Raw genomic sequence first — 23,797 nt, forward strand, 5'->3', positions numbered from 1 at the left:
CCGGACCTTCCTGGCATGACGGCGGGGCCGCACCTCATCACCGAGGTGCGGCCCCGCCGTAGTAGTACCCGTAAGTGGGAGTACTCCTGAGCAGTAGTACTCCCACTCAGTAGTACTCGTACCGAACGGGCTCAGCCCTGGAGGAGCTTCTTCACCACGGCGGCGACGCGGCCGCCCTCGGCCAGGCCGGCCACCTTCGGGTTCACGATCTTCATCACGGCACCCATGGCCCGCGGCCCCTCGGCACCGGCCGCCTTCGCCTCCTCGACGGCCTGGGCGACGATCGCGTTCAGCTCGTCGTCGGACAGCTGCTTGGGCAGGTACGCGGCGAGGATCTCGCCCTCCGCCTTCTCCCGCTCGGCCTGCTCGGGACGACCGCCCTGCGCGAAGGCGTCGGCCGCCTCACGGCGCTTCTTCGCCTCGCGGGTGATCACCTTCTGCACCTCGTCGTCGGAGAGCTCGCGCTTCTCCTTGCCCGCGACCTCCTCCTTGGTGATCGCGGTCAGCGTCAGCCGGAGCGTCGAGGAGCGGAGCTCGTCGCGCTCCCTGATCGCGGCGTTGAGGTCGTCGTGCAGCTTCGCCTTGAGCGTGGTGGTCATGGGGTCGATTGTCGCAGGTACGACACCCGGGGCGCCCGCGCATTTACAGGGCGGTCGGCTTCGGGAGCCCTGGGGGTCACCCGGCGGCCGGTCTCGGGGTTGTCCGGAGGTGGTGCGGAGGTGGTGCGGCCGGTCTTTGGGGACACCACGGTCTGACACGATGGTCATATGCGCGCGCGATACGGAGTACCCCTGGGAATCATGGCGGCAGGCGCCGCCGGACTGGCGTACGCGGCGGGCTTCGAGGCCCGCTCCTTCCGCCTCCGACGAGTGACGGTCCCGGTCCTCCCGCCGGGCATGCGCCCGCTGCGCCTGCTCCAGGTGTCCGACATCCACATGGTCGGCGGCCAGCGCAAGAAGCAGCGGTGGCTGCAGTCGCTGGCGGGCCTGCGCCCCGACTTCGTGATCAACACGGGCGACAACCTCTCGGACCCCGAGGGCGTCCCCGAGGTCCTCGACGCTCTCGGCCCGCTGATGGAGTTCCCGGGCGCGTACGTCTTCGGCTCCAACGACTACTACGGCCCCCGACTCCGCAACCCCGCCCGCTACCTGCTGGAGAAGACCAGCGGCCGCCACGGCCTGAACGGCAACCCGCCGGCGGTGGGCGTGATCCACAACCCCTGGGAGGACCTCAGGGACGGCTTCGACGCGGCGGGCTGGCTGAACCTGACGAACACGCGGGGTGTGCTGAAGGTCGAGGGCGTGTCGATCGAGCTGACCGGCCTGGACGACCCCCACATCAAGCGCGACCGCTACACCCGGGTGGCGGGCGGCCCCTCCGGCACGTACGACTTCTCGATGGGCGTCGTCCACGCCCCCTACCTGCGCGTCCTCGACTCCTTCACGGCGGACGACTACCCCCTGATCCTGGCCGGCCACACCCATGGCGGCCAGCTGTGCATCCCCTTCTACGGCGCCCTGGTCACCAACTGCGACCTGGACACGGACCGCGTGAAGGGCCTGTCCACGCACACGGCGGAGGGTCGTACGTCCTACCTCCACGTGTCGGCGGGCTGCGGAACGAACCGCTACACCCCTGTCCGCTTCGCGTGCCCGCCGGAGGCGACGTTGCTGACGTTGGTGGGGCGGGAGTAAGGGGACTGGGGGCTGGGCTGTTCTTCCGGGGCACCCGGCGACTTGCGACTTCGACGTAACCCACCCGGACTGCCCCGGATGGCCCCTTTCCTCCCTCTTGCTTAGCGTGAGGGCATGACCGCCCCCATACCCAGGGAGATCCCGGACCTGCCCGCGGTCCCGGGCCCGCCCCTCCTGCTGCCCGCCCCGGTCCCGGCCACGGCGGTGGTGCCCCCGGTCCGCCGCCCCCTGGTAGCGATATTCCGCCTCCTGACCGCCCTGGCCGCGGCGGCCGGCGTCGCCCTGGAACTCCTCCTGGGCACCCCCGCCCGGACCCTGAGCTACTTCAGCGTCCAGACCACCATCCTGCTGGCAGTGGTCATGCTCCTGTCGGCATCCAGGGCCTGGCGGGCCCGCCGCCCGCTCCCCTCGTCCGTGACAGGCGCCACACTCCTCTACGCCGTGATCACCGCGTTGGTCTACCACCTGCTCCTGGCACACACGACGCCCCCGTTCGCCATGACGGACGCAACCGCACCCCCCGCCCGCTGGCACGCCCAGTGGGCAGCCCTCCAGGTCCTCCACACGGTGGTCCCCCTGGCGGCCGTCCTGGACTGGCTCCTCCTCACCCCCGCGGCCCGCCTGCACCTCCGCCAGGCAGCGACCTGGCTCCTCTACCCCCTGGCCTACCTGGCCTTCTCCCTGATCCGGGCAGCCTTCATCCCCCCATCCACCCCCGCCCGCTACCTCTACCCCTTCCTGGACGCCGACGCCCACGGCTACCGCCACACCCTCGCGAACGCCCTCCTCGTCGGCCTCGCGATGTACGCCCTGGCAGTCCTCCTGATCGCCCTGGACCACACCCGCCCGACCCCGGTCCGCCGCGGCGCCTAAACCGGATTTCGTCTCCGGCCACCAGTGGGCTAAAGTAAACGACGTCGCCGCGAGCAGCAGCGACATCGGGGTGTAGCGCAGCTTGGCAGCGCGCTTCGTTCGGGACGAAGAGGTCGTGGGTTCAAATCCCGCCACCCCGACACAGGCCAGAGGCCCATTCGCTTGATCGCGAATGGGCCTCTGTCGTGCGTACAGCAGCGGATTACAGCAACCGCCATGACTCTTGCCGACCGTCCTCGGCCGACGGATCTTCCGCCCTTTCTTGCCGCTCGCGCTTCCCTTTCTTTTCCTTCTTCTGCCTGCTGCCGCCGCCCAGCTCCTTGCCGGGCTCGCGGAGCGCCCGGCGGGTCTCGGCAGAGGGGCGGCCCGCCCCCGTGGTGCGGGCCGCCCTGAATCGTGGTCGGTCAGCTGGTCTCGCCCGCCTTGTCCACCACGGCCGTCGTGACGACCGAGTTGCCGCCGCGGACCTTGCCGCCGACGACCAGCCGCATGCCGACGAGCCGGTAGGTCCGCGGGTCGATCAGCCACTGGTCATGCATCGACTCACCGGTCTTGGGGTTGGCCTCGCGGCCGTAGTCCAGGGCGATCGCCCGGCGTCCGGCGGCGGTCTCGACGAGGTGGCCGGTGACCTTCCCTCCCGGCACGAGCGCGAGGGCGCGGTAGAGAGAGGCCAGGCCCTTGGCCGGCATCACGTCGGCCGACAGCAGGACGCTGATCTCGACGTAGTCGTTGCGTGCCTGGGAGACTGCCTTGCTGTCGGCGATGGCGTTCTGCTCACGGAGCGCCTTCAGCGTCCCCTCGCCGTCGGCCGGCAGGGCGACGAGGACCCGGTACATCTCACGCGGCGAGCGGTCATCACCCTCGCCACCGTTCTCCAGGTGCATCTTGGTGATATCGAGCGGCTCGTCCCGCATCCGGGAGGCCCTGGCGGAGCCGTCGTACCGGATCCAGCTCTCCTGCTCGCCCAGGAAGCTGTGGGACTTGTCCTCAGGCTCCTGCGCCGCCTTGGTGTAGATCCACTGCTTCGCCGTCGGAACGGCGCCGTCCGGCTGTGCCTCGACCGCGTCGGCGGCCTGCCGCAGGAACTCGGCCGCGCTCACCCCCTTGAAGCGCACGCTCGGCGTGGCCGCGGGCTGCACCTTGCGCCCCGTGCCCTTCCCGCCCACCAGCAGGGTGGCGGTGACGGCGACGGCGGTCACCGCGGCCACGACCGCGACGATCACGAACTCCCGCCGTCGCCACAACGCGCGGCGCAGCTCCCTGGCCCGCGCGGCCTCGGTGAGCCGCGCCCGTCCCGGCGCGAGCCGGGCCCGGTCGGGCACCGGTGCGTGGGCGCGCAGCTCGCGCACCTCGGTCATCTCGTCCATCGTTACGCCACCTCCGCCGCGTCGGTCACGAATGCGGGATCGGCGCCCAGCGCCGTACGTACCTTGCGTCGCGCCCGGTTGAGCCGCGAGCGAACCGTGCCGACCGGTATGTCCAACGCCTCCGCGACCTCCTGGTACGTGAGTTCGGCCCAGGCGACGAGCAGCAGGACGTGCCGGTCGGGCGCCGACAGCCCGGCGAGGGCGCCAGCCAGGGGGCCCTGCGCCGCGATCCGGCTGTCGGTGTCCTCGACCCAGGACTCGCCCCAGGACGCGGCGACCGGGTCGTGGCCGGTGCGGGCGAGTGCCCTGAGCGCCCGTACCTCGGCGCGGCGCTGCTTGCCGATGAGGTTTCCGGCGATGCCGTACAGCCAGGGACGCGCGTTGGGGCGCATACGGTCGTAGCGGGACCGGATCCGGAACGCGACCAGGAAGGTGTCGGCGGTGATGTCGTCGGCAGCGGTGTCGCCCAGGCGGCGAGCCGCGTAGCGGTGGATGTCGGGGGCGTAGCGGTCGTAGAGCAGGGCGAACAGCTCCGGCTGCTCCAGCGACTGCGCGACTATCTCCGCGTCGTCCTCCGTCCGTACCGTGGACGGCGGTGGTCCGCTCACAAGGCTCCCCTGATTCGTCGGTAAGTGCGTGTCACCTCCTGTTCCCCGATGGGCATCGAAGAGTTCACGGTTTTCCGGAAGTCGTCGCTCGACCGGTGAACACGCGGGTGATCAGGGAATCACCCGCTTCAGCACCTCCCGCACGGAGGGGCCCAACCTCCGAGGCTCACGGTGCCTCGCACCGAGGCGTGCGGTGCTGCCAGCGGGCCACGGATCTGCGGACCAGGCCACACGCCGGCTACTGCACCGTACGCAGTGAGCGTGTGCGATGCCTTGGAGAAATCCTGGAGATGATCTTGCGCCGGAACCTCTGAGGCACCGACGGAAACCGATGCTCTCCAACGCCTTGACCAGCATATTTGACCTAGAGCACAGGCAAACGATCTTCCAGGTCCTACTTCGGGACGAAGAGGTCGTCGGTTCGACCCCGGCCCCAGCCACATGGTCCCGGCCGGCATGTTCGCCGTTTGACCAGGGGACCAGTCACGCCGCCGGAACACGCCGGTCATCCCATACGAATCGGCCTGTACCTTTAGCCCAGCTGAGCCCGTTGACCCCCACCGGAGCCAGAATTCCGGGCGCACCTGCCGCGTCCTGTCGGGGTCGGTGGAAACGGGTCACGTACCAGGCGCCACCGCTGATCCGGTTGCGGCAGTACTGCCAAGGCGGGACGCCGCACTTGGAGCAGGCCTCCTCAGCGCACGCGTTCCAGGCTCGGCGGAGGGCGGATTCGACGGTGGTGGCGTCATGCCCGGATGGCTTCGCAGCGAGAGTGAAGTACTCCATCAGCCGATGATGGCAGTTGGTCCTCCGCTCGTCTGGCGGATGCGATCCCCCAGAGCCTTCGAGGTTGGGGACGGTCTCAGTTGCGGTCTCGATCGTCGCTCGTTCCGTGAACGCCCGCCACCGTCCGCCAGGGTCCGAAACCCCGTGTGATCAGGCGTGGAGGCCGTTTCGCAGACATCCGCGGACACCGGCGGACCAAGATCGCACAACTCGTAATGCGTAGTTCCGTCCGATGGCCCACCGCAATGGAGTCCCCGCCCACTGAGTGCGGTGGGGGCTCTCAATGGCCGGGACCGGACCTGGGTGGCGTTCGTCGCGTCGCACACGGGATCGAGGTATACGACCTCGCGTGGGCGGGGTGACCACACGAAGCCGCCCGCCTCGAGCTCCAGGTTTCTCTACCTCATCAAGCCCCGGCTGCGCTCCGCTCCGCCGGGCGCGCTTCCCGGCTCCGCTCCGGGCGACGCTCCTGCCTTCGGCCCGCTCCGCCCGCGCTGCGCCGACGCGCGCCCACATGTGGATAGGGCCGGTGGCCATGAGTCGAGCGCCGCGGAGCGCGGCTCACGGTCAAGACGATGCCTCCGGCGGGGGATCGGCCGGCACCGGGATGGAGGGGGGCGCCGTTCGCGACTGCGGGTCCGTAGTGGCGTGCGTGGGGTGCTCCCATCGCGTCCACCATCGACCCAGGCAGAGCCGAGCAGACGCGGCTCATGGCGTCCAGGTCGTTCGTACAGTGGCGCGCTCCACCTGGACGCCATGAGCCACGCCCGCTCCACGGTGTGTGGATCGACGGCGGACGGGATGGGAGCCGGGCTGAGTGGTGGGTTAGGAAAGTACGTTCCCGACTGCGGTTTTCCGCGGGTGGGGGCTTTGTTCACACGGTGAGGGGGACAGGGTGGATCTCGTCGGCCGGGTGACCTGTGCGTTCGTGAATGCGTTTGACCGCTTCGGCCGAGGGAGCCTCGGAGAGGCAGTAGACCGTGCCGGACTCCGGGTCCGCCCAGGCCCTCTCGAAGTGGACGCCTTCTTCCCCTTCGATGGCGACGTTATCCTGGTAGGCCTCCCTCAGCTGGTCGGTCGTGATGTCCTTCATCCCGTGGTGGATGTCCATGAACTGGGGCATGGCGTCGCACCTCCTTCCGACTTCCGCGGCCCGGCGTTGCGACTGGCCAACCCGCTTGCCGGCCATCATCTCCATCCTGTGCCCGTACGACCGTGGCGGCGACCGCACGGGCTGGCACGCATCAGGCCGCAGTGGGCTGCCTCCGCTGTTTGACGTCGGCTGTGAGCTTCACGGCCGGGCCGTCTCTGGGCCGTCCGAGGCCCCCAAGGTCGACCAACGACGACCGCCAGTGACAGTCGAGCTACGGCCCCCAACGGTGAAACCCCAGGTCATCGGCCACCGACCATACGGGTTTCCGCCGGGGACCAGCCGTCGGGCAAGATGGGGCGCATCTGTCAAGACCACGTGCCGTGGCTGACATCAGCGGCTGACACCAACAGGCGCGTACATGAGCGGTCGGCGCCGAACCCGAGCGGACGATCAGCCGAGGCTCAGCGCGAGTTGATCGACGTCTCCGACGCCCCGTGATCGACCTGATAAGGATGAGGCCACAGCATCAAGTGGGCAGCCAGCGTGGGCGGTGCACCTGGCCCAGGGGTGCACCGCCCTTACCTTGGCTCGTTCATTGAGGTGCACCGAGACATGACCGGTCCTGTCAGCCCCGAGTGCTAGAACACCTGCATGACGTACAGGTTTACGGCGAGGATCGCTTGCGGGTACGACGATCAGGACCAAGATGACTGCGTGATGGCGGGTGTGGCCGAGTCGAACGGCGAGGAGGCGTTCTCCTTGTTGTTCATGTGTGACTTCGACGAGCCCGACTCGCAGGAAGTATCCCTGGGCATGGACACACACTGTCTCGTCACGCCCGACCAGGGCACCGCCTACGGCTGCGTACGTGAAGTAGAGCTGGACGGCGATGTGCTGCGAGTGACGCTCGACCCTTCATCCTTGGACAGCCTTGGCTTGACCGATTCCGTCATCGAAACCTTGCTTCGGGCGCCGGCAGCGGATGTGGCGCGTATGCGCGAAGTGCTCCCGCGCATCCTGGCGTACGGGCGTCCGGATGCCCGCCCCAAACTGATCAAGTTGTAGCGAGTGCAGCACAGCAACCCCAGCGCCCGTCCGTCTCAGTTTCCGTCTCATTCAGCGGCGGTCATCACCGTTCAGGAGGGTCCGGCCACGAGCTCGCACTGAACGCCTGGACGGGCATGAACGCAGGTGAACCCTCCGGTACGAGGCCCGCTGGACCAGCAACAGACTTGGAAAGCGTGTGGGGGCAACTACTCACGAGTTGGAGGCTCATATCCCCTGCAAGCGCGTGCCGGGCACGATGTCGAATGGCCTCACAGTTCGCGGCGGGGGCCGTTCTAGGCGCCTCAGCCTGCGTCGCCCTAACGGGTCAGCCCTGGGGAGTGAGCGGGGAGTGGATCAAGGAAGCCGTACGGATCGCCGCCCACCGGAACCAACTCGTACCGACGCCCTGACCTGCACAGGAGTCAAGAACTGCTGGCTGGCGACCTTTCCGCACATTATTCGGGACGAAGAGGTCGTGGGTTCAAATCCCGCCACCCCGACAGAGAAGTACCAGGTCAGAGCCCGGTGGGTAAATTTACCCACCGGGCTCTGAGCGTTTGCGTGTCTGACTGCGTGACTGTCGATCCTGAGTGGCTACGACCGCTGCCGATCGCTGCCGAAGATTTCTAGGGCCTGTCCGACGGGTCGCGTCACCGACCCCGCACCCGACAGCACTGTCACCCGAATGGCCCAACATGACGTGCCACCCACATGGGTGAAGATCAAGCTGGCTAGTGCCCCAACCGAGGAAATCCGTGAAAGGCGAACCACATGCGCATTCGACGAATCCTCGCCGCCGTCATCGCCACGGCAGCCCTCGCCGGACTCGGCCTCACAGGCGCCGCCACCGCACAGGGTGCGCCGTCCTACGTCACCCCTTCTCAGTGCACGCAGGGCGGCGGAACGGCCGATCTGACGGACAACACCTGCAAGGGCGGTATGTACGACGGGGAGAAGATCGACTAAACCCCACAAGGCGCCCCGCAGCCACGCGCCGCGGGGCGCTCCCGCGCGAGAGTAGCCGGGAGAGTCGCAGGGACTGTGCCGATCCGACTGCCGAGGAGGCGTCACTGCTCGGCATCCAAAAGGCCGCGCTCGTCACGCACATCCGGCGGACGTACTACAGCGACCAGGGGCGGCCCGTGGAGACGGCGGACATCGTGGTGCCCGTCGCTCATGGCGAGATCGTCCATGAGATCCCGATCAACCGTCGGCGGGCGGGCGAAGCGGTGACGGCCTTGGCTTCGAGACGGCCGGCGTCCGCCATCGCGAGTGCCGCGGTCGGGCGCGGGCGATCCAGCCGACGGTGGACCGGGTGCCGTCACTCCCTACCCACCGCGCCGGGTGCACCGGCCGGACTGGTTGCCCAGCCGTGCGCCGATCGGTCAGGTGATCGCCTGCGTGGTCCCGTCAGGCAGCGCGCAGGCTTCGCCGGCGTAGGGGCGTGAAACGATCTGTCCGCCGGCGGCCGTGCAGTCGTCTCTGGAGATGTTCGGAGACGAGGCGGCCCCGGCGCTGACAGCGCCGACGGCGCTCACGCCGGCAAGGGTTGCCGCGGCCAGGGCGAGGCTCAGGATTCTTCGCATGCGCATGACTTCCTCCTTCTCTCAGGCGCCTTCGTTCGGCCTTCGGGAAGGACAAGTCTCAAGACGACGGCGCCCTCTCACTCAGCATGGGCGCTCCGCATGAGGCCTGCGACGCGAGGCTGAGCGCCGCGCCCGGGCGGTGACTGCCCGGCCCCGGAGAGGCATGACGTCGCCGACCTCGACCGGCCGCATCGGTACGCCGCGTGCGCGTCGGTAGGAGCGGGGCGACGTCGATGTCCTTGGCGTCGAGACTGCCGGGGGTTGAGGAGGAGACGGGCCGTACCTGCCTCCGACCGGTGCCGGCGGGCGGCTGCCCCGCGCGGTCCTCTAACGCGGTTCGTGGGCCGCCGCCCGGCAGGCAGCGGTCGCGGCGCCGCTCGCCACTCCGGCCCCGGTCAGCCCGGTCACACAACCCTGCAGGTCTCCGACCACGCCACGGCCGCAGGCCGCTGTGACGGAGTCGGAAGCGGTGGCACCGGCCAGTTCGGCCATCTGTGTGCAGGCGGGGATGTCCGCCCGGACCGCGGGAGCGGCGAGGACCGCACCGCCGAGAGTGAGGGTCAGGCCGGTGAGGGCACCGGCGATACGGGTCGACGTGCGCATGGGACGCACCTGCCTTCCGGGTTGGTCGCGCGGTCCTGGTCCAGGCGGGCCGGATCTACGCGGTAAGGCCGCCTGGCGACGCTCGGTGAGTGGTGCCCCCGGTCGGCGGGCTCACAGACTGACCGCACGATTCTGCGTCGCCTCCATTGAGCCGCACCGGGACATGGTCGCCGGGACGAAGGAGAGGGCCCCGGACCGGATGAGACGCACTCGGACCTCCACTCGAGGGCCCCTCACTCCAGCGTCGCATCCTCTCCCCCGCCCGTCCTGGGCATCCGGGGGGCGGCCGCGCTGAGTAACTGCGATTGCGTGAAGCCCGGTAGCCGACCCGTCCGGCCGACCAGGTGGATCGGACGGCCCGGCGTCCCGCCCGGCCTGTCCCCTGCACACCGCCGGGCGCGGCTCGGCCGGCGAGGCCCGGCCTTCGCTTCCCCGCGAGGTGCTGGGCCGCCACTGCTTGACGACGCTCCGGGATGGCCCTGTCTAGGTGCGGGCCTTTCCGGCGGCGGGATGTGCGCCGGCGTGGGGTGCGGCCATGTCGAGCAGGATCATGGCGTCGTGGTCGGGGGTGCCGGGTTCGGCGACGTAGATGCCCAGGCGGTGGCCGGGGGTGCCTTCGAGTTGCATGCCCTGGAAGGCGAGGGTGATCTCGCCGACCTGGGGGTGGTGGAAGGTCTTCGGCTTCTGGGCGTGGCCGGCTCGGGCGACGTCGTAGCGGTCCCAGAGTTTGGCGAAGTCGGGGCTCTTCAAGAGGAGTTCGCCGATGAGGTTGGCCAGGTCGGGGGCGTCGGGGTCAGTGCCGGCCAGGGCGCGGAGGCGGGCGACGCAGCCGCGGATCTGGGTGCTCCAGTCGGCGTACAGGTCCCGGGCCTGGGGGTGGAGGAAGAGGTAGCGGGCAAGGTTGCGCTGCCGCAGGGGCCACTCCTCGATGCCGGCGTACAGCGCGAGCGCGCCCGGGTTGGCGGCGAGCAGGTCCAGGGTGCGGCTGGTGACGTAGGCCGGACTCGGCCGCAGGTTCTCCAGCAGTAGCTTGACCTTGGGGCTCACGGTGCGGCTGGGGGCGGCCGGGGGCACCGGCGGGTGGTGGGCGGCGCGGATGGCGAGGTCGCGCAGGTGGCGCTGTTCGTCCTCGTCCAGTTTGAGTGCGCGTGCGAGGGCCTCGACGACGGCCAGGCTGGGGCGGGTCTCCCGGCCGCGTTCCAGCCTGGTGTAGTAGTCGATGCTCACCCCGGCCAGCGCGGCGACCTCCTCGCGGCGCAGCCCGGGGGTGCGGCGCACACCGGTCCCGGGGGTGAAGCCGACCTCGGCCGGGGTGATCTGGGTGCGCCGGGCTCGCAGGAACCGCCCCAGTTCCGTACCGCCGCCATTCTGCTGCTGACGTTCGGGTGCCATGGCACCAGTGTGGTCCGCGCGCAGCGCGCTTGCGGCAGGCGAGGGGGGTCGCGCCACACCCCCCTTCGCGCTCCCCGGAACAGCTCGCCCTGCCGCGTGGCCGCCGCACCCGGCACGGTTTGGAGCGGCCCTCACCGCGCTCCACCGCCCCGAACAGCTGAACTCGCACCTGCGCCTGGCGTTGGCCAACGGCCTGGGCAAGGACGAGCTGGTCGCCGCGATCACGCACCTGGCGTTCTACTCCGGGTGGCCCAACGCGATGTCCGCGATGACCCAGCTGAAGGCGATCACCGGGGAGCGAGGCGGCCACCGCCTCTGAGTAGACGAGGAACCATGGAAAACTCCCACCGACCGCCCACCGCGAAGGGTCTGGCCGCCACGTTCACCGGGGACGTGTGGGGCGACGGGATCTACGCCGACGCAGCACCCGACCGGGCCCGCCTGGCGATCGTCCGGTTCGCCCCCGGCGCCCGTTCCCACTGGCATGCGCACCGCTTGGGCTGGACCTTGCACATCGTCGGGGGCATCGCCCTGCTGGGCAGCCGCGACGGCACGGTCACCGAGGCCCGCCCCGGCGACACCGTCTGTACCGCGCCGGGCGAGAAGCACTGGCACGGCGCCGCCCCGACCGCTTCATGGCCCACCTGGTCCTGATGGAGGGCGACACCAGCGACGCCCCGCAGACCGAATGGGCCGAGCAGGTCACCGACGACACCTACCGGGCGCCGCGCACCCCCACCCGCTGATCACCCCGAAAGCACCGAAGGACAGGCACCCCCATGCGCGCAACATTGCTTTTCCAGGCCGGCGACGTCCGCGTCGAGGACGTCGCCGACCCCAGGATCCAGCAGCCCACCGACGCGGTCATCCGCATCGTGACCGGCTGCGTCTGCGGCAGCGACCTGTGGCCCTACAAGTCCCAGCCGCTCACCGACACCCCGCGCCAGATGGGCCACGAGTTCATCGGCGTGGTCGAGGAGACCGGCACCGAGGTGAAGAGCTTCAAGCCCGGCGACTTGGTCGTGGTCCCGTTCACCTACTCGGACGGCACTTGTGACAACTGCCGCCGCGGCCTGACGACCTCCTGCGCCCACGGCGGCCCGTGGGGGGTCGGCGGTGTCGACGGCGGCCAGGGCGAGGCCGCCCGCATCCCCTTTGCCGACGGCACCCTGGTCAAGCTCCCGGTCGGTGAGGACTCCGAGCTGCTGCCCGACCTGCTGACCCTCTCCGACGTGCTGTGCACCGGCTACCACGCCGCCCGCACCGCCGGAGTGAAGGCCGGGGACAGCGTCACCGTCATCGGCGACGGCGCAGTCGGCCTGTCCGCGGTCATCTCCGCGAAGCTGCTCGGTGCCGAGCGGATCATCCTCATGGGCCGCCACACGAAGCGCACCGACCTCGGGCGCGAGTTCGGCGCCACCGACGTGGTCGCCGGACGCGGCCAGGACGGCGTCGCCGCCGTGCGCGAGCTGACCGGCGGCACCGGCACCGACCGGGTGCTGGAATGCGTCGGCCTCAAGAACGCCCTCGTGCAGGCCACGGGCGTGGTCCGCGACGGCGGCGTGATCAGCCGTGTCGGCGCCCCGCAGTATCCCGAAGTGCCTTTCGGGTTCCCCGAGTTCCTGCGCAACATCACCCTCACCGGCGGCGTCGCCCCCTCCCGCGCCTACATCGAGGAACTCATGCCGCACATCCTGAACGGCGACATCCACCCCGGCCGCGTCTTCGACCGCACCGTGGCCCTGGACGACGTTGCCGAGGGCTACCGCCTGATGAACGACCGCGAGGCCCTCAAGGTCCTCATCCGCCCCTGACCAGGGCGACCCCGCACCACACCACCACTCCGCACAGCAAGGACACGGCCATGGAACAAGTCACTTTCCAGAACAAGGGCAACACGGTGGTCGGCAACCTGTTCAAGCCCGCCGGCTTCGAGCAGGGCACCACGTACCCCGCGATCGTGGTGACCCACCCCTTCGGCGCCGTCAAGGAGCAGGTCTCCAGCACCTACGCCGAACTGCTGGCCGCGCAGGGCTTCATCACCCTGGTCTTCGACGCCTCGTACCAGGGCGAGAGCGGCGGTGAGCCGCACTTCTCCGAGTTTCCCTCAGCGCGTGTCGAAGACATCCGCCGCGCGGTGGACTTCCTGAGCATCCACCCCGACGTGGACGAGAACCGCATCGGCGCCCTGGGCATCTGCGCAGGCGGCGGCTACACGGTCAACGTGTCGCAGACCGAGATGCGGATCAAGGCGGTCGCGGGCGTGAGCACCTTCGACATCGGCTCCGCGCGCCGCGACGGCGTCGGCCCCCTCGGCAAGCAGTCGCCGGAGTACCGCACCGATCTGCTCAAGCGGTCGGGCCAGGCCCGCACGCGCGAGGCGGCCGGCGGGGAGGTCGAGATGTTCTCCCTGATCGCCGACAACCCCAAGTTCGACATGAACGACCTGTCCACCATCCCCGTGATGTACCAGGAGGGGTACAAGTACTACTCCGAGATAGACCCCAACCCCCGATTCATGGGCGCGTTCGCCCTCTCCAGCCTCAGCCAGCAGATGGCGTTCTTCCCGTTCGAGGGGATCGAGCTGATCTCCCCGCGCCCGCTGCTGCTGATCGCCGGCTCCGAGGCCGACACGCTCTACATGAGCCAGGACGCCATCGAGAGGGCGAAGGAGCCCAAGGAGCTCCTCGTCCTCGACGGCGCCAGCCACATCGACCTGTACTGGAAGCCCGAGTACGTCCCGCAGGTCGCCGACAGGCTCACCGAGTTCTTCGCCAAGAACCTGTAAGCGACCGAGCGGACGCCGACCCGGCCGCAACCAGGCGAACTTGCTTCCACGGCGGAGCCGCCGTTCCGGTGGCTCGCCTGCCGCTGGAGGCGCTCCCGGGTTTGCTCGACAGCTTCGTCGTCGCGGTGGTGACATTGATCGGGCCGGCGCTCCCATACGATCAGATCATCCGAGTCGCCTCCGCCGTGGCGATCCTCTGCTGCACGTGGCGCCAGGGAGAGCATGGACGTCGTCGATCTTGGTGCGCTGGTCATCACGCGCCGCAACGGAAGTGAGCCGATAAGGGCCGACGGCGAATCCGTGGGCACGCTCGGCGAGTTCTGGAGCTGGGCGTGCTCCGACCTGGCCAGCAACACCATGCGCGGCGTCCTGGCCGAGTACCTCGTGGCTACGGCGTTGGGCGCCGCCACTGCGACCCGCGTCGAATGGGACACCGTCGACATCCGCACGCCTGAAGGGTGGCGCGTCGAGGTGAAGTCGGCGGCTTACCTCCAGTCATGGGCGCAGTCCCAGCTGTCGGAGATCTCGTTCTCCATCGCACCGGCATCCGGCTGGGACGCCAAGACTGGTACCACCTCGGCCGACGTGCTGCGTCGCGCAGACGTGTACGTCTTCTGCCTCCTGCACCACCAGGACAAGCAGACCCTCAACCCGCTGGACCTCGGCCAGTGGACTTTTCACGTCCTGCCCACCCGTGTGCTTGACGAACGGTGCCCTGATCAGAAAACCATCCGGCTCTCCAGCCTCGAGCGTCTCAGCCCGCTGAAGACCGGGTTCGGCGGCCTGCACAAGGCGGTGGCCTCGTGCGCCGACGGCGTTCATGGCTCCTGAGCCCCGCGACACGAAGACGGCGTGTCTGCTGTGCCGAGGGGCGAGCCGGCAGCTCGCCCCTCTCTCCGTTGTCAGGCGGACGGGTTGATGACCACCTTGGCCGAGTTGTTCTTGCTGTTCGGGTCGAAGGTGGAGGACGTGTCGGAGTGGGGGTGGACGACGACGCGGCCCGTCGCGTCGGGGACGACGCGGTCGATGCGGAGCTGGAAGGGGAAGCTGACCTTCAGGTCCGGCTTGGCCCATAGCGGGAGGGTGCAGGCGTAGTGGCCGATGGCGGGGTCGTCGCCGGACGTCCAGGCGTTGTGGCAGGTGTCGGGGACGGACGTGGCGGTGGTGCCCTCGGGGAGGTAGTAGTCGATCACGGCGACCGGGTCGCCGGAGCCGACGTTGGCGACCCAGGCCGGGCCGCGGTTGACGAAGCGGAAGCCGGCGGTGACGGTGTCGCCGGCCGCGCCGGTCGCCTTGGTGCCGCGCACGGCGAAGTCGGCGGTGTTGTCGGCGGAGATGTGCCAGGAGCGGCCGTTGTCCGAGCTGTTGAGGTCGGTGGTGTCACCGGTGGGCTGGACCTCGTAGTCGAAACGTTCGTACAGCGCGTGGTCGGTGACGGCGAGCCGTAGCGGTTCCGGGAGCTCGACGGTGGCGCCGGGCGCTACGTCGGTGTCGAAGGAGCAGGTCACGTACGTCATGGGCGTGTACTCGCCGCTGTCGTCCGGCCCGGTGTAGGTGCACTGCGGGTAGCGGGTGACGACGTCGAGGCCGTAGGTCGCCCACATCTTCACGCTGAAGCCGTGGGCGGTCTCGTTGCCGGTGTTGGTGACGGAGAACGGGACGGTGAGGTTCGTGCCGGGTGCTACGTCGGTGACGTCCTGTGGGGTGGTGATCCCGAGGTCGGGGCCGGAGCCGACGGTGACGAAGGTTTCCGCGGAGCCCTGCGGGGCGGTGAGCGTGCCGTCGGGGCCGCCGGTGGCCTCGGCCGAGTACTCGATCGCGCCCTGTGCTCCCACGGCGGCGTCGGCTGCGGCCCGCACCTTCAGCTGCACCTGCGCGCTGTAGCGGGTCGGTACGTCTCCGGTGTCGCACACGGCTACGGTGCCGGTGTCGTTCGGCGTGCAGTTGTCGGGCCAGGACACGTCCGCGACGCCGGCGAGGCCGGAGACGTCGACGGTCAGCCGGCCGTCGCTCACGGTGAAGTTGTCGTTGTCGTGGTAGAGGCCGAGCGCCAGTGAGCGGTACTGGGCCGTGCCGGCGTCCGGAGCGACGGTGACCGTCTGCTCGTACGGCGCCTGGATCCACAGCTGATCGGTCTGCGCCTCGTCGTCGGCGAAGGCGACCCCACTCCCGAGACCGGCGACGATCAACGCCCCCACGGCTCCGGTACAGGCTCCGCGACGCAGCACACGCCCGACGGAGACAGAACTCATGTCATCCCCCAGATGGGACAGATGGGACCCCGGCGCAGTGACCAGCACCGGGCGCGAGTTGGACGACCTGTCGAGTCGGAAGGTTGTACGGGGGCGCGTGGTGCGTGGTCCTCCCGCCAGTTCCACGTCTGGCAGGCCTCACGTTCCGTCCTGGCCCGCGCGGACCACCACCGCCACCGTCTTCACGGCCCCGCTGTGCTCGAAGTGCAAGGTGAACTCGACGAGATCACCGGACTGCCAGCCCGCCTTCGTCGGCACGATCACGTCGAGGCTGGTCGGGGACATGGCAAGGCTGTCGCCGGCCGGGACGGCGGCCGAGGACACCGTCTTCGCGGAGGCCGAGCCGGCGCCGGTCATGCGGTGGCGGCTCAGCGTGAGGGCGCCGTCGGCCGCCTCGGCGGACGTCACCTTCAGCAACCGGTCCGCCGAGCCTCCGCTGTTGGTGATCCGGAAGAAGGCCGCCGTGTCCCGGTTGTCGCCGTAGGGCAGGAGCACCCGGCTCTCGCTCACCGCGATACGGGCCGGGCTGCCCGCGCTGCCGTACGCGGTCCACATGCTCAGACCGCCGAGTGCGAGGCCGCCTGCGGCGACGGGCGCGAGCGCGGCGAGCAGGGTGTCGGTGAGCCTGCGGCGGGTGGGGCGCCAGAGGGCCTGGTCAGTCATCGGGTGCGCCTCCCGGCGGCGGGCAAAAACGGCCAAGGGCTGCGGATCATCGGGCACCCGCTCCCGGCAGCGGGCGGGCGCACCACCCGGCGGCGGGCAAAAACTGCCAAGAGCCACCCGTCATCGGATACCCCTCCCCGCCCCGCGCGACGGCTGCCACGCCCGCAGTCGCAGGCTGTTCGTGACCACCAGCACCGAGCTGGCCGACATGGCCGCCGCCGCGAGCATCGGGTTGAGCAGGCCGACCATGGCCAGGGGGACGGTGACGACGTTGTAGCCGAAGGCCCAGAGGAGGTTGGCGCGGATCGTGGCGAGGGTGCGGCGGGCGAGGCGGATCGCGTCGGCGAGGGCTTCGATGTCGCCGCGTACGAGGGTGACGTCGGCTGCGCCGATGGCGACGTCCGTGCCGCTGCCCATGGCGATGCCCAGGTCGGCACCGGCCAGGGCGGCGGCGTCGTTCACGCCGTCGCCGACGACCGCGACCCGGTAGCCCTGTTCGCGCAGGTCCCGGACGAGGGCGGCCTTGTCCTCGGGTGTGCGGCGGGCGTGCACCTCGTCGATGCCCAGGGCGGAGGCGACGGCCCGGGCGGGTGCCTCGCGGTCGCCGGTGGCGAGTACGGGGCGGACACCGAGGCGTCGTAGGCGGTCGACTGCCCGGTAGCTGCCGGGGCGTACGACGTCGCCGATCTCGATCAGGGCTTCCGTCACTCCGTCCACGCGGACCAGTACGGGGGTGTGGGCGGCGGCTTCGGCCAGCGGCAGGGCGTCCGCGAGGGTGGCGGGCAACTCGTCGTCCGGGGCGAGGACTTCGATCAGCCGGCCCTCGACCCGGCCGCGCACGCCCCGTCCCGGCAGGGCGCTGAACTCGGTCACGTCCGGCAGTCGCCGCTCGCCCAGTTCGCGCCGGGCGTGTGCGGAGATCGCCCGGCCGAGCGGGTGTTCCGAGCCCTGTTCGACGGCCCCCGCCAGGCGCAGGAGCGCGTCGCGGCCGAGGCCGTCCGGTACGGCGGTGACCCGGGCGACGCTCATGTGGCCGGAGGTGAGCGTGCCGGTCTTGTCGAGGACGACGGCGTCGAGGTGCTGGAGCCCCTCCAGCGCCTGTGGGCCGGTGACCAGGACGCCCAGTTGGGCGCCCCGGCCGGTCGCGGCCATCAGCGCGGTCGGGGTCGCGAGGCCCAGGGCGCAGGGGCAGGCCACGACCAGGACGGCCACGCAGGCCGTGATCGCCGCCTGTGGCTCGGCACCGGCGCCGAGCCAGAAGCCGAGGGTCGTGACGGCGAGCGCCAGCACGACGGGCACGAAGACACCGGCCACCGAGTCGGCCAGCCGCTGGGCGCGTGCCTTGCCGGCCTGGGCCTCGGTCACCAGGCGGGTGATACGGGCGAGTTGTGTGTCGGCGCCGACTGCCGTGGCCCGTACGAGCAGCAGTCCGCCGGCGTTGACGGCCGCGCCGACCACGGCCGAGCCCGGCCCGACCTCGACCGGCTCGCTCTCCCCGGTGACCAGGGACAGATCCACGGCGGAACTGCCCTCCACCACCTCACCGTCGGTGGCGACCCGTTCGCCGGGCCGTACGACGAAGACCTGCCCGACCTGCAACTCCTCCAGCGGGATGAGCCGTTCGGCAGCACCGTCCCGTACGGCCACCTCCTTGGCGGCGAGCCGGGCCAGCGAGCGCAGGGCCGCCCCGGTGCCGCGCCGGCCGCGTGCCTCCAGGAAGCGGCCCGCCAGCACGAACAGCGGTACCCCTACGGCCGCTTCGAGGTAGATGTGCGCCACGCCGTCGGAGGCGGTGGGGACGAGCGTGAACGGCATCCGCATTCCGGGGTCGCCGGCTCCGCCTAGGAAGAGCGCGTACGTCGACCAGGAGAAGGAGGCCACGACGCCCAGCGAGACCAGCGTGTCCATGGTCGCCGTGGAGTGGCGCAGAGCGCGTACCGCACGCAGGTGGAAGGGCCAGGCGCCCCATACCGCCACGGGAGCGGCCAGCACGAAGCACAGCCACTGCCAGTTGCGGAACTGCAGGACGGGCGCCATCGACAGCACCAGGACGGGCAGCGCGAGCAACGCTGTCACCAGCAGTCGGTGGCGCTCCTGCCGGGCTTCCTCGCCCTCCTCGCCTGCCTCGTCCTCGTCTCGCCGTTGCTTCTTGGGCGGCTCGGGCAGGGCGGCCGTGTAGCCGGCCTTCTCGACTGTGGCGACGAGTTCCGCCGGGCTGACATCCGCCGGGTGACTGACCCGGGCCCGGCCTGTGGCCAGGTTGACGGTCGCCGTGACTCCGTCCAGCTTGCCGAGCTTCTTCTCCACGCGCTTCACACAGGCCGCGCAGGTCATGCCGCCGACGGTCAGATCCGTCGTCATCAGGACGGTCGCCGGTTCGGCGCTCAATGGTCGCCTCCCCCGTGCATGTCCATGTCTCCCGCGCCCCCCGTGTCCCCGCTCCCGCCGCCTTGCCCCGGGGTGCCGGTGCCGTGCATGCCGGGCGCGACCGGGCCGGCGGCGGACCCGACGGTGTACGACACCGCGAACATCAGGGCCAGGAGCAGGAGGAAGCCACAGAGCGCGGGCGGGGGCGTCATCTTCCGCAGGGCCGCGCTCGCGCCCGCGGGGAGGGATTGCCGGGACTCGTCCATCAACCGCGTCTCCAGGTCACGTCGTACGGCGTCGCTCAGATCGCGCCGTACCGATTCAGGGGTCGGACCGGCCGGGGGCCGAGTTCCGGAACAGGTGTGAGATGCCTGTCACACGAGAGACAGGCACCTCACACACACCGGCCGGGCAAGCCGGATTACTCGCCCCGGGATCCCGCGGAGCGGCCCCGCACCACGGCGAAAGCCGCCGCGGCCAGGCCCAGCACGCCCACGATCAGGCCGGCGGCACCGAGCCCGCGGGCCGTCGAGTCACTGCTGGACGCGGTGGACTTGGAGCTGCCCGAGTTGTCCGAGCTGTTCGGCGCCGCCGAGGAGGCGGTCGAGGCGCCGCCGCCCTCGCTCTCCGCGCCCTTCGCCGTGAGCTTGAGGACCGGTGCCGGGTTCTCCGGCTCGTCCCCGCCCTGCTGGGCCTCCTCGATCCAGCGCACGGTCTTGCCGTCGGAGTACGTCTGGAGCGTCTTGAAGGTCAGCTGGTCGGTGTCGTCGGGCAGTTGACCGAAGGCGACGTTGAAGTCCTCGTAGTGGCCGGGGTCGATCTTGCCGCCGGTCCAGGTGATCTCGGAGACCGCGTCGGTGATGGTGCCGTCGTCGGTCTTGACCGGGGTCTTGAGCTTCGTGTCGGTGACCTTGGCGGTCCAGCCGTCCTGCGGCGAGACGAGCACGCCGAGGACGGGGTGGTCGGTGGGCAGGAAGACCTGGACCTTGGTGGTGCTCGCGCCGTCCTCCTCGTTGGGGACGCGGAAGGTCAGTACGCCGTCCGTGGCGCCCTTGGCGTAGCTCTCCGGGTGGACGGTGACGTGCGCGGAGGCGATGCCCGCGCCGGCGAGGACGCCGGCTGCGGCGAGGGCGGTGACGGCCGCGGCGCGGCGCAGGGTGGTGCGGGTGCGTGTCGTGGACATGGGTGAGTGGATCTCCGTACCTGAGGAGGGATGTCGGGGTCAGATGACGTACGACATCCCCGCCGGCGGTCCGCGCCGGTGCACGGCGTACCGCAGCCGCGTCCGCCGCAGCGACCACGCCTCGTCCGCGGCCTGCCGTACGAGACCTGCCTCGGCCGGTACGACGCGCACGCCCCGGGCCACCTGCCACCAGGCGGCGAGCCCCGGCACGAGCGTGATCGCCCAGCGCAGCAGCGACCACAGCGCGGCCTCACCGCGTCGCAGCCACCAGGTCAGCACAGCGGCTGCTCCGAGGTGGACCGCGGTGGCGTGGGGGGTGAGCGCGTGTGGGTGGCTCATCGACATGCCGTGCATGGCCTGCATGGCCATCGTGGTGTGGTGGTGCGGCTGGGCGGCGTGGAACACGAGGTGCAGCCCGCCCTGGGCGGCCAGGGTTCCCCCGCCGATGCCGGCCAGCGACCGCTCGCGGCCGCCCAGCAGGCAGCCGGCCGCGAGGACCGGCACGACCGCGGCGATCTGCACCCACACCGGCGGCGCCTGGCCCGTGGCCAGCACATGCGCCCCGGCGGCGAGCAGCACGCACAGGACGGCGAACACCGTCGCGCGCAGCATCCGTACCGCCGGGGAGACCCTCATGGCATCCGATGCTGCCATGCGGCCCGCGCACCACCTGGTCATCTCTGAATTTCCTTACGCGTCGGGGCCCGGATCGGTCGGTGATCCGGGCCGTTGCCGTCGCCGTACGACCGGTCAGGCCACGGCGGCCAGGGGGGCCATGGGGGGCAGGTGTTCGGCCTCGTCCAGCCATGCGATCAGCGAGGTGCGGGCACGGGCCACCCGCGAGCGCACCGTGCCCACCGGGCAGTCGCTGACGCGGGCCGCCTCCGCGTAGGGCAGTCCGACCATCTGGGTGAGGACGAACGCCTCGCGCCGGTCGTCGGGGAGCGTGTCCAGCAGTTCGGTGAGGGCGACGCCGTCGTCGAAGCCGGGCAGGTCGCGCGGCTGGGTGCGTTCGGCGGCCGACTCCCAGTCGTCCGTGTCCGACAGGCGGGGACGGGAGGAGTGGTAGCGGATGCTGTCGACGACCGCGCGGCGCGCGATGGAGAGCAGCCAGGTGCGGGCCGAGGAGCGGCCTTCGAACCGGTGCAGGCTGCCCAGGGCGCGCAGGAAGGTGTCCTGGGTCAGGTCGTCGGCGCTCTGGGGGTCGGCACCGAGGTACGTCACGTAGTGGCGGACGTCTCGGTGCAGGGCGCGTACGAAGTGGTCGACGGCGTCGGGGTCACCGTTGCGGGCGGCGAGCGCCCAGGCCGTGATCGACTCTTCTCTCGCGTCCGTCCTCAGGTTCGTCCTGGAGTCCGTCCTTGAGTCCGTTTTCGAGTGCGTTCTCGACTGTTCGCGCGATGGAGCCAGGGCAGGAGTGATCACCTGGGTTCTGTCCTTCTCGGGAATCAGGTGTCCGGTGTCCGGCCGGCGCGCGCGCAGGGCAGCGGGCGGCACAGCGGAACCGGTGCCGGGGTGGACGGCCGGGCGCGGGAGCGCGCGGCCGGTGCCCGAGGCGGGGAAACCGGCGGCTCGACGGCTCGACGGCTCCGGGTGGAGTGCCTCGGGGAACCAGCTGTCGTCAGGCGACAGCGACCCCGGCGGGCGGACCCCGAGAAGTGATCGCGTGGGAGAGGAGAAGGCTGCGCGGCGCCCGGTCCGAGCTCGCTCGGCGGGCGCGGACCCGCGGCCGGTGCGGCGGCGCGGGCAAGCGGAACAGCAGGCTCAGCGGTGCGAAGAGCCAGCCGGCTACGGCCCGCAGGATCCGGAAGGCGGCGCGTTCGCCGTGGGCCAGCCACAGGCCGCACAGCAGCGCGGCCAGGAGGTGGGCGACGAGCATGCCGGTCGCGGACATGCCGCCCATGTCATGACCGAGGGGCGCCATGGACCCCATGTGGTCCATGGCGCCCATGTGGTCCATGGCGCCCATGTGGTCCATCGAACTCATGGAGCCCATGGATCCCATGGAACCCATCGACCCCGACCCCGATCCCGACCCCGACGACAGCGAGCCGCACAGGACGTAGGTGAGCCACTGCCGGGCCACCGACGCCCCGCCGGACGGTGCCGGCTGTACGACGGCCTGGGCGAGAGCGAACGACGAGTGGAGTACGGCCTGGGCGGCCACCGTCAGGGAGACGACGAGCAGCGGTCCGCGTTCCCGGCCGGACAGCCGCCAGGCCGTAGCGCCGGTCGCGACGGCACCCGCGGCCAGGGCCCACCAGGGCACCGCGGTTCCCGACATGACGATGTGGCCCAGGGCGGCGAGCAGCACGCAGACGACCGCGAACACCGCGGCCCGTACCGTGCGAGAACACCACCCTGTAGTCATGGCGGCCCCATCCTCGCATCCGCGCTTCCATGGTCACCGGTGGGTACGGAAATCGGTCTGATGCTCCCTCACACCGTGCCCTGTGATCCAGGCCACGGCAACAGGCCGGAACTCACCCGCGATCGCGACCGACTTCTCCCGAAGCCCCGCTTCCCTCTGCGCTTACTTGCGCAACACCTAAAATGTTCCCCATGGAGACGACCGACACGACGGGCTGGGAGACGGCGGTGCTCGACGGAGGGCCCGCGGACGGAGTGCGGATGAAGGTCTCCGGCCGGCCGCGCGTGATCCAGGTGACGTACCCCTGCCAGATGGAGGCGTCGTCGACCGGCGTGCGGGCGGACGCGGTGTACCTCTACCGCCGGAACTACACGGTGGACGGCGAGCCCCTGTGGTACGGCTTCGACGTCGCCAGCCCCTGACCTGTGCGGCGAGCGAGCCTCAGTGTGCCGTGTCGCCGGTGCTGTCGTCGGTCTTCATGGCCTTGGCCTCGCTCTTGAGGATGCGCATCGACTTGCCGAGCCCGCGGGCGGCCTCGGGGAGCTTCTTGGAGCCGAACAGCACGATGACGACGATCGCCACGATCAGCAGGTGCCAGGGTTCCAGCCCGTTGCGCAGCATGTCGCCCACCCCTTCTTGATGATTGCTACCTTGCGCAACTGTACAACCCAGAGGCCGGATCAGGCGTCGGAGTCGGGCTTGCTGCGGGCCGCCGCGTAGGCCTGGGCCGGGGTCATGGGGACACCGTTGAGGCTGACCGTCTTGTAGGGGCTGACCTTGGCGCAGGTCTTGGCCTGGTCGGCGGTCTGGGCGTGCGCGTTGGAGACCGCGGCCTCGGTGTCGGCGGGCGCGGGCGAGGACGTACCGCCGCTGTAGCTGGTGCCGCTGGGCCAGTCGCTGCCGATCACCAGGGTCAGGCCGCTGCCGGCGCCCTGCTTCAGATGCGCGGCGGACAGGCCCAGTGTCTTCGCGACCGTCTGCGCCTGGGCCTTCTCACCGGTGCCGTAGGTGAGGGTGGTGGTGGTCGCGGGGCTGGGCGCGTTGGCCGTGGTCGTGTCCGGGCTGAAGCCCTGACCGGTGAGCGCGGTCGCGATCGCGGAGGCGCGGCCGGTGACCGTGGTGCC

26 protein-coding genes, 1 tRNA gene and 2 pseudogenes are annotated in these 23,797 nt (G+C 70.5%); 12 read left to right on the forward strand and 17 right to left on the reverse strand.

Annotated elements, in window-relative coordinates; genetic code table 11:
* Positions 1 to 131: 131 nt before the first annotated feature.
* Entirely contained in the window at positions 132 to 599 is a 468-nt protein-coding gene (locus BEK98_RS22365; RefSeq protein WP_094218410.1) for a GatB/YqeY domain-containing protein, read from the reverse strand.
* A 168-nt stretch (positions 600 to 767) separates the two neighbouring features.
* Here BEK98_RS22365 and BEK98_RS22370 point away from each other — a divergent pair, with 168 nt between their 5' ends.
* From BEK98_RS22370 to BEK98_RS22380, 3 genes are all read left to right on the forward strand, one after another.
* Complete coding sequence (locus tag BEK98_RS22370) at positions 768 to 1,694, forward strand: metallophosphoesterase (protein ID WP_094218411.1); 927 nt, start codon at positions 768 to 770, stop codon at positions 1,692 to 1,694.
* A 114-nt stretch (positions 1,695 to 1,808) separates the two neighbouring features.
* Positions 1,809 to 2,567: a Pr6Pr family membrane protein gene (locus tag BEK98_RS22375; RefSeq protein WP_094218412.1), complete on the forward strand. Its 759-nt coding sequence runs from the start codon at positions 1,809 to 1,811 to the stop codon at positions 2,565 to 2,567.
* 66 nt (positions 2,568 to 2,633) lie between these two features.
* Positions 2,634 to 2,707 (forward strand) — tRNA-Pro (locus BEK98_RS22380).
* Positions 2,708 to 2,971: 264 nt separating this feature from the next.
* Here the strand turns inward: BEK98_RS22380 and BEK98_RS22385 are convergent.
* From BEK98_RS22385 to BEK98_RS22400, 3 genes are all read right to left on the reverse strand, one after another.
* Positions 2,972 to 3,934 carry a CU044_5270 family protein gene (locus BEK98_RS22385; RefSeq protein ID WP_094218413.1) on the reverse strand — a complete coding sequence of 321 codons (963 nt, stop codon included), beginning with the start codon at positions 3,932 to 3,934 and terminating at the stop codon, positions 2,972 to 2,974.
* Positions 3,935 to 3,936: 2 nt separating this feature from the next.
* Positions 3,937 to 4,542 carry an RNA polymerase sigma factor gene (locus BEK98_RS22390; RefSeq protein WP_094218414.1) on the reverse strand — a complete coding sequence of 202 codons (606 nt, stop codon included), beginning with the start codon at positions 4,540 to 4,542 and terminating at the stop codon, positions 3,937 to 3,939.
* Positions 4,543 to 6,202: 1,660 nt separating this feature from the next.
* Positions 6,203 to 6,451 carry an SCO4226 family nickel-binding protein gene (locus tag BEK98_RS22400; RefSeq protein WP_067003621.1) on the reverse strand — a complete coding sequence of 83 codons (249 nt, stop codon included), beginning with the start codon at positions 6,449 to 6,451 and terminating at the stop codon, positions 6,203 to 6,205.
* A 621-nt stretch (positions 6,452 to 7,072) separates the two neighbouring features.
* Here BEK98_RS22400 and BEK98_RS22405 point away from each other — a divergent pair.
* The 3 genes and pseudogenes from BEK98_RS22405 to BEK98_RS22415 all read left to right on the forward strand — a co-directional run.
* Positions 7,073 to 7,486 (forward strand): Imm10 family immunity protein, encoded by a 414-nt coding sequence (locus BEK98_RS22405; RefSeq protein ID WP_094218416.1) that lies wholly within the window; start codon positions 7,073 to 7,075, stop codon positions 7,484 to 7,486.
* A 753-nt stretch (positions 7,487 to 8,239) separates the two neighbouring features.
* Positions 8,240 to 8,434, forward strand: coding sequence for a hypothetical protein (locus BEK98_RS22410; protein ID WP_094218417.1), 195 nt, complete (start codon positions 8,240 to 8,242; stop codon positions 8,432 to 8,434).
* Between the two features lie 86 nt (positions 8,435 to 8,520).
* Positions 8,521 to 8,679, forward strand: a pseudogene (locus BEK98_RS22415) (UTRA domain-containing protein); the annotation flags it as partial.
* Positions 8,680 to 8,853: 174 nt separating this feature from the next.
* Here BEK98_RS22415 and BEK98_RS22420 read toward each other — a convergent pair.
* The 3 genes from BEK98_RS22420 to BEK98_RS22430 all read right to left on the reverse strand — a co-directional run bounded on the left by BEK98_RS22420 (position 8,854) and on the right by BEK98_RS22430 (position 11,049).
* On the reverse strand, positions 8,854 to 9,060 hold the full coding sequence (locus BEK98_RS22420) for a hypothetical protein (RefSeq protein WP_094218418.1): 207 nt from the start codon (positions 9,058 to 9,060) through the stop codon (positions 8,854 to 8,856).
* 321 nt (positions 9,061 to 9,381) lie between these two features.
* The gene (locus BEK98_RS22425; RefSeq protein WP_094218419.1) at positions 9,382 to 9,657 is read right to left on the reverse strand and encodes a hypothetical protein; all 276 of its coding nucleotides are present in this window, start codon (positions 9,655 to 9,657) and stop codon (positions 9,382 to 9,384) included.
* 483 nt (positions 9,658 to 10,140) lie between these two features.
* Positions 10,141 to 11,049 carry a helix-turn-helix transcriptional regulator gene (locus tag BEK98_RS22430; protein ID WP_094218420.1) on the reverse strand — a complete coding sequence of 303 codons (909 nt, stop codon included), beginning with the start codon at positions 11,047 to 11,049 and terminating at the stop codon, positions 10,141 to 10,143.
* Here BEK98_RS22430 and BEK98_RS22435 point away from each other — a divergent pair.
* From BEK98_RS22435 to BEK98_RS22455, 5 genes are all read left to right on the forward strand, one after another.
* Entirely contained in the window at positions 11,048 to 11,368 is a 321-nt protein-coding gene (locus BEK98_RS22435) for a carboxymuconolactone decarboxylase family protein (RefSeq protein WP_094218421.1), read from the forward strand. The genes BEK98_RS22430 and BEK98_RS22435 overlap by 2 nt on opposite strands.
* Positions 11,369 to 11,382: 14 nt before the next feature.
* Positions 11,383 to 11,703 carry a cupin domain-containing protein gene (locus BEK98_RS22440; protein ID WP_341868979.1) on the forward strand — a complete coding sequence of 107 codons (321 nt, stop codon included), beginning with the start codon at positions 11,383 to 11,385 and terminating at the stop codon, positions 11,701 to 11,703.
* A gap of 125 nt (positions 11,704 to 11,828) precedes the next feature.
* Positions 11,829 to 12,863 carry a zinc-binding dehydrogenase gene (locus tag BEK98_RS22445; protein WP_094218422.1) on the forward strand — a complete coding sequence of 345 codons (1,035 nt, stop codon included), beginning with the start codon at positions 11,829 to 11,831 and terminating at the stop codon, positions 12,861 to 12,863.
* Positions 12,860 to 13,837: an alpha/beta hydrolase gene (locus tag BEK98_RS22450; RefSeq protein ID WP_483027327.1), complete on the forward strand. Its 978-nt coding sequence runs from the start codon at positions 12,860 to 12,862 to the stop codon at positions 13,835 to 13,837. Before BEK98_RS22445 ends, BEK98_RS22450 begins: the two co-directional genes overlap by 4 nt.
* 222 nt (positions 13,838 to 14,059) lie before the next feature.
* Complete coding sequence (locus tag BEK98_RS22455; RefSeq protein WP_094218424.1) at positions 14,060 to 14,668, forward strand: hypothetical protein; 609 nt, start codon at positions 14,060 to 14,062, stop codon at positions 14,666 to 14,668.
* Positions 14,669 to 14,739: 71 nt separating this feature from the next.
* Here the strand turns inward: BEK98_RS22455 and BEK98_RS22460 are convergent, their stop codons facing one another.
* From BEK98_RS22460 to BEK98_RS22495, 8 genes are all read right to left on the reverse strand, one after another.
* Positions 14,740 to 16,089 (reverse strand): COG1361 family protein, encoded by a 1,350-nt coding sequence (locus BEK98_RS22460; RefSeq protein WP_208643193.1) that lies wholly within the window; start codon positions 16,087 to 16,089, stop codon positions 14,740 to 14,742.
* A 138-nt stretch (positions 16,090 to 16,227) separates the two neighbouring features.
* Complete coding sequence (locus BEK98_RS22465) at positions 16,228 to 16,752, reverse strand: copper chaperone PCu(A)C (RefSeq protein ID WP_094218426.1); 525 nt, start codon at positions 16,750 to 16,752, stop codon at positions 16,228 to 16,230.
* Positions 16,753 to 16,872: 120 nt separating this feature from the next.
* The gene (locus BEK98_RS22470) at positions 16,873 to 19,113 is read right to left on the reverse strand and encodes a heavy metal translocating P-type ATPase (protein ID WP_167444230.1); all 2,241 of its coding nucleotides are present in this window, start codon (positions 19,111 to 19,113) and stop codon (positions 16,873 to 16,875) included.
* A gap of 23 nt (positions 19,114 to 19,136) precedes the next feature.
* On the reverse strand, positions 19,137 to 19,385 hold the full coding sequence (locus BEK98_RS22475; RefSeq protein ID WP_094218428.1) for a hypothetical protein: 249 nt from the start codon (positions 19,383 to 19,385) through the stop codon (positions 19,137 to 19,139).
* 155 nt (positions 19,386 to 19,540) lie between these two features.
* Positions 19,541 to 20,302, reverse strand: coding sequence for a YcnI family protein (locus tag BEK98_RS22480; RefSeq protein ID WP_094218429.1), 762 nt, complete (start codon positions 20,300 to 20,302; stop codon positions 19,541 to 19,543).
* Positions 20,303 to 20,341: 39 nt separating this feature from the next.
* A complete protein-coding gene (locus tag BEK98_RS22485; RefSeq protein WP_244201930.1) occupies positions 20,342 to 20,956 on the reverse strand; it encodes a hypothetical protein in 615 nt (204 codons plus the stop codon).
* 96 nt (positions 20,957 to 21,052) lie between these two features.
* Positions 21,053 to 21,727 (reverse strand): sigma-70 family RNA polymerase sigma factor, encoded by a 675-nt coding sequence (locus tag BEK98_RS22490; protein WP_425276620.1) that lies wholly within the window; start codon positions 21,725 to 21,727, stop codon positions 21,053 to 21,055.
* A 196-nt stretch (positions 21,728 to 21,923) separates the two neighbouring features.
* The gene (locus BEK98_RS22495; protein ID WP_094218430.1) at positions 21,924 to 22,673 is read right to left on the reverse strand and encodes a hypothetical protein; all 750 of its coding nucleotides are present in this window, start codon (positions 22,671 to 22,673) and stop codon (positions 21,924 to 21,926) included.
* Between the two features lie 191 nt (positions 22,674 to 22,864).
* Between BEK98_RS22495 and BEK98_RS22500 the strand changes: the two genes are divergently transcribed.
* Positions 22,865 to 23,095 carry a hypothetical protein gene (locus BEK98_RS22500; protein WP_094218431.1) on the forward strand — a complete coding sequence of 77 codons (231 nt, stop codon included), beginning with the start codon at positions 22,865 to 22,867 and terminating at the stop codon, positions 23,093 to 23,095.
* A 28-nt stretch (positions 23,096 to 23,123) separates the two neighbouring features.
* Here the strand turns inward: BEK98_RS22500 and tatA are convergent.
* Positions 23,124 to 23,294, reverse strand: a pseudogene (tatA, locus tag BEK98_RS22505) (Sec-independent protein translocase subunit TatA); the annotation flags it as partial.
* A gap of 59 nt (positions 23,295 to 23,353) precedes the next feature.
* The coding region (locus tag BEK98_RS22510; protein ID WP_143684144.1) for a LytR C-terminal domain-containing protein at positions 23,354 to 23,797 on the reverse strand (444 nt) is incomplete at its 5' end.

The sequence above is a fragment of the Streptomyces diastatochromogenes genome (genome assembly GCF_002242805.1).
In the GTDB taxonomy this organism is placed as follows: Bacteria; Actinomycetota; Actinomycetes; order Streptomycetales; family Streptomycetaceae; genus Streptomyces; species Streptomyces diastatochromogenes.